We start from the raw sequence: 4774 nt of genomic DNA, 5'->3' as shown, positions 1-4774 counted from the left end.
ATTTCAATTGCTTTTGCCTTTATTTCCACTGGATAACTTACTCTTGTTGCCAACGTAAAAACACCTCCAAGGTTGTCTCCATATCTTACGACATGGTTGCATTTTCTTGAAGGTGTTTTGATTTGTCTCACGTTATGGGGTCAGTCCCACATACATATAAAACATTTAAAGTTTTTCTTCTGTAATCGTTCATTAGATTCCTCTTTTCTCATACTAAATGATGGATCTAACTTTTACAGAATGGAACGCCCATTACCTCAGAGGAAGAGTTATATATCCGTTCATTTACCTGAAGTTTATTAACCCCCTTAATTTTAACACATATTGGAACTTTTCTGGCCGTTAGTTCAACAAAAAGCAGCCGATCGGTTTGGCCTGCTGCCGTAGTAACTGATGATTCAACTATCGTTCTCCTTCTTCAGATCCTCAATGTTTATTTTCTCCACCTCTTAGGTAAATACGTTTCTTCATAGGCAGAATGGAAAAGAGAACGTATAATACGGATGCGATGCCCTAGACTACTTGGTTTCAATCGAGAAGATTGCTTAGCTAAATATTCCTTGAGAAGATTCAAAGTTACATAGGGAATTTCCAAGTTACCTAAACAATATCAATACTTTCTGGACTCCTCCAAACACAAAAAAACATGCCCTTAACAGGCATGTTCAATGAATAGGATTGGGTTCAAACCACATATATCACTACCCTTTCGTCCCGCCCTGCAGTCCAAAACCTTTGGACATAAACTGCTGGGAGAGGATATACATCACGACCGAAGGAATCGCATACAGCACGGAAAACGCCGCTAGCTTGCCATACTCCACCATGCCGTATTGCCCAAAAAACTGATACAGCTTCAAAGAAGCCGGGAAATTTTCAGGTGTCTGCAATTCGTCTTTTCCCTACACCCGAAGAACTAGGTGAATTACATTCTCAAGATATCTTACGAGGCTGGAAATCGCTTATGAAACGGCATTCTGGCGATCGAAAAGCCCAAGCCATACTCTCTATTGCTTGTCGTTCAGATGGATCTAAACAAGCCACGCATGCTTACAAGCTTTACTTAAAGTAGCTGCTCGATGGTGAGCCCTTTGGCGCTGCACCATGTTGCCATGGTTTGGCCGCTGGACGTATAGTCCTCGATTCGTCTCGCCCATCCTGGCGACGTCGTTCTTTATTTGTCATGAGGCAACCTCCTGTAATTTCGGTTGCTTTCATCTTCTCATATATTTAACAGGGACTGAAGGTGGCTAAGGTTTGACGCTTACTTTTATGCAGGATGGCCTGAATCTACTCGTTTACGGATGTGCATTAAATTGAGTCCTTTGCTTCTGCTCAAAATGGGAATTGGAAAATGATATTATTACAAAAAGAGCCTGTTGAAGTTTCTCAACAGGCTTTGATGTGGTATTAAATTGAATTATGGATTTATTCTTTTGGGATTGTTTGTATAATGTCACCGTACATATCTGTTTTATAAGTGAATCTTTCGAACGGATGGTCTTCATCACGTCCATAACCATTTGAGTAGAACATTGCTGTATTAGATCCAGACATACTATGTTCAAATGAAACATCGAGCATTTCTTCAAGTGTATTGGTTAGTTGTTGGCCAGCTAAATGAATAATAGGTGTTTTATCTCCATATTGAAATTGCCAAACTGCCTTAGCTATTCCATCTTTAATCTCAACGACTGTATTGGCACGTCCGGTACTATAAATATAACGTGATGCGTCTCCACGTGGAAAGCTGTAACTGTAAAAAGGAGTTGGTTCATTTTTTTCAGCTTCTGCAGACGGTGTAAAAGAGAAGGTAATTGGTAAAGAAATTGCAGCAAGACGAGCCTTATTTAGATCATCAGATGTAATAAGATTCTCATCAAGCTTAAAATCCTTACTATTTATAAATAAAATTACTCTAGTTTTTTCATAGGTTACACTGAATTCGAAAGCCTCAGTTATAAAACGAATGGGAACCATTATACGTCCGTTATTATTAACTGCTGGAACATCGAGCTTGATGGTTTTTCCATTCTTATAGGCAATTAATTGATTGGCTGTCACTTTCACTTCATCTTTAACTTTATTCATTATTACAGCCGTTCGACTTTTAGTGTCCCAGGTGTAGGATAATCCTAATGAAGATAGAGTCCGAATAGGAACCAAAACTCTTCCTTTGTCCACATAAGGATTACTATCCGTTTTGATAAATGATCCATTAATGTTTACAACAATATCACGGGGTGATAGTTTCGTTGCTCCTAATGCCGTACTTTGAAACGCGAGTAAAAGCAAGAGAAACAAAGGGAGTGCTTTGTTTACAAGTTTCATTTTATCTTCTCCTTCCAATTATGGTATTTGTGCAGCTGTTGCATTGGTAAACGGCACGATGGATTCTATTCCACCTACACAATCGTCTGTAGCCACTGGATTCCTCCTTGGTGTCGTGAAAGAATGAAATGTTCCTGACGGGCATCTTGTGGGAGGCATATCGAATTTACAATAAGCAATCAGGGTGCTGGCGCTATGACTTGTAGGGTGCGTTCGGTAATTGCATCAAGTACGTCTCTCGATCTGCGATTGAATCAAACCAGTGGTTAATTACTTTCAAGGTCCTGCTCCTAATTATGCAACTCATCCACGCGGCTGCTGACGATGCAATAATAATCTTCCTAGTTCCTTCAATACTTGAATACTAGATGGACAAATAACTTGCTGTTATTTATAACTAGAAAATTCATAATAAATAATTCTCCTCACTTCCCAATTATTAGTTCTTATTAAGCTATGTTATTATGCTAATAATTAATTGGCAAACTTAAAAACACAACGTTCACTTTATGGATAGAAACATTTACTCGCGCTACGATGCCTGATTATGGGATTTTCAGAAAATGAGATCTTTGTATATCTCTATATATCTCATTTTTTTGAAGTTAGAGTCTATCAAATAGATAGTCCTCAGAAGAATTGACCTCAATTGCCCCTGGACACCAAAATTACGAAAGTGATGCAATTGTACGGTATCGGTGGTGCGTACAAAATCACTTTAAAAATTAATACTTATTATGGACCACACATTTCTTACGGAATTGATGAAGTGAAAGTAGAAGTGGGCGGTGGAAACCCAAAATTGCTGAGTTTCAGGCATATCAAGGACCTATAAAGGTTTCGTTAATCTGCCCGTTAGTTTAATAAAACGAGCAGGCTACCGCAGTGCCTGCTCGTCGTTTTGTGCTATTGAACTAACGTTTCCCGTAAGTTGAACGAACAATTTCATTTATCTTTTCATTGAAAACTTTATTATAGAATTCATATTTCTCTGGAATTCGATTTCTTAAGCAATCCCAAAACCATTTTTCATCAAATTGATCTGGTCTGTTAACAATCAAATCAGGTAAGTTATGAAAAACATCGGCAATATTGTTTATTCAATCACATTATACTTAGCCTGGACCCAAGATGCAGGAATCCACCATTTAATACGATGAGTATAAGATGCGCTCCGAATATCTAGAAGAACACAATACAATAAATATACGTAGGCTCTTTCTTTGAAAGTCTCCGTCTTCAATCACTCCCCAACCGCGCGGCGACAGCTCCCTAGTTGTTGTGCTATCGTTCCTCGTTAGCTTAATCACTTATCTCAAGGAATTACATTCTTGGTGTTGTCTATTTCTCTTTTTCACTTGACATTATTTCTATAATTTTCTGAAGAGAAATATGGATTGCTCGAAGATAACTTATTAAGCAGATGAATCCTACAGCTAAAATTATAATGAAAAGTTCCATTTGTCTCTCCTTCTTACTTTATGAGAGGATTTACTATATATTATACATATTTATAGTTATGTATAACTACCCATTACTTCAATGAAAAGGGCAACCGATCATATGACCCGTTGCCGACATATCATGTTTGAACTATCGTGTCCCGTTATTTCAATTCTTTTTTGTAACGAAACCCTTAAGTTTTAAGTAATTGTTCGTTGGGAAATCATAGTTAACCCACTTTTCTTTGTAGCCTTCCTTACCATGTATACTCAACAATAAATCAAGCGCTTGTACTACTGCTTCTGAAAATTCCAATATCGAACAAGACTCATTTAGTTCAATAACCAGTTGTTTTTTGTTTCGCAAATTCTCAAATGACATAGTCTGAACGTGCAATAAATCATCAATCTTTCTGAATTTCCAAACGGTTCCACCAGGTTCTTCATTCCATTCAAATTGTGAATTTGAAACAGGGAATGGACTGAGCTCTGGATTAAGTAAAATCAGAGCCTTTAACATCTCATCAAGAGCATCCGTGATATAACTTGTTGCAAAATAAAAGGTATTTGAGTTCATTTCAATGAATCCACTAGCCCAACCTCTTCCGATAAGTTCATATTTGAACCTCAAAACTCCACCTCGCCTTTAACAAGAAATTCCCCTTCAGTATTTCGGGGTTTCCTCCATGCAATCCTGCCCGTTAGCATTCCTGTAGAGCGTTAAATTTCCGCTTTGCACAAAAACGAGCGCCTCGGTACGATGGAAGTACGCAACGGGTCATAGCCCTAAAAATTCCATCATCCAGGAGGACGCTCTACTATGAAGTTTAAATCGCAAGCAAGACAAAATCAACTCATTGAAAAAATTACTGCTCAGCATTTAGTTATCGGGATCGACATCGCCCAGCAGATGCATGTTGCGCGCGCTGTAAATTTCCGTGGCATCATCATCGGAGACTACCTATCCTTTTCTAATGACGAGGAAGGATTTCACCATCGTT

3 protein-coding genes and 2 pseudogenes are annotated in these 4774 nt (G+C 38.3%); 2 read left to right on the top strand and 3 right to left on the bottom strand.

Annotated features, from left to right (window positions below; translation table 11 throughout):
• Positions 1–701: 701 nt before the first annotated feature.
• Together AC1DPK_RS33835 and AC1DPK_RS33830 are read right to left on the bottom strand one after the other, a co-directional pair.
• A pseudogene (locus AC1DPK_RS33835) lies at positions 702–890 on the bottom strand (carbohydrate ABC transporter permease); the annotation flags it as partial.
• Between the two features lie 538 nt (positions 891–1428).
• Positions 1429–2331, bottom strand: coding sequence for a copper amine oxidase N-terminal domain-containing protein (locus AC1DPK_RS33830; protein ID WP_477512991.1), 903 nt, complete (start codon positions 2329–2331; stop codon positions 1429–1431).
• 649 nt (positions 2332–2980) lie between these two features.
• Between AC1DPK_RS33830 and AC1DPK_RS33825 the strand changes: the two genes are divergently transcribed.
• Entirely contained in the window at positions 2981–3166 is a 186-nt protein-coding gene (locus AC1DPK_RS33825; RefSeq protein WP_477512990.1) for a DUF3888 domain-containing protein, read from the top strand.
• Between the two features lie 776 nt (positions 3167–3942).
• Here AC1DPK_RS33825 and AC1DPK_RS33820 read toward each other — a convergent pair.
• Positions 3943–4404, bottom strand: coding sequence for a hypothetical protein (locus AC1DPK_RS33820; protein WP_477512989.1), 462 nt, complete (start codon positions 4402–4404; stop codon positions 3943–3945).
• A 189-nt stretch (positions 4405–4593) separates the two neighbouring features.
• On the opposite strand from AC1DPK_RS33820, the pseudogene AC1DPK_RS33815 reads away from it, so the two are divergent.
• Positions 4594–4774: pseudogene (locus AC1DPK_RS33815) on the top strand (IS110 family RNA-guided transposase); the annotation flags it as partial.

The organism is Paenibacillus sp. 01T424, assembly GCF_056398745.1.
This window is presented reverse-complemented; position numbering and strand designations above follow the sequence as displayed.

Coding starts and splice junctions, on each gene's coding strand:
- AC1DPK_RS33830 (WP_477512991.1), bottom strand. CDS start 2,331: ATGAAACTTGTAAACAAAGCACTCCCTTTGTTTCTCTTGCTTTTACTC.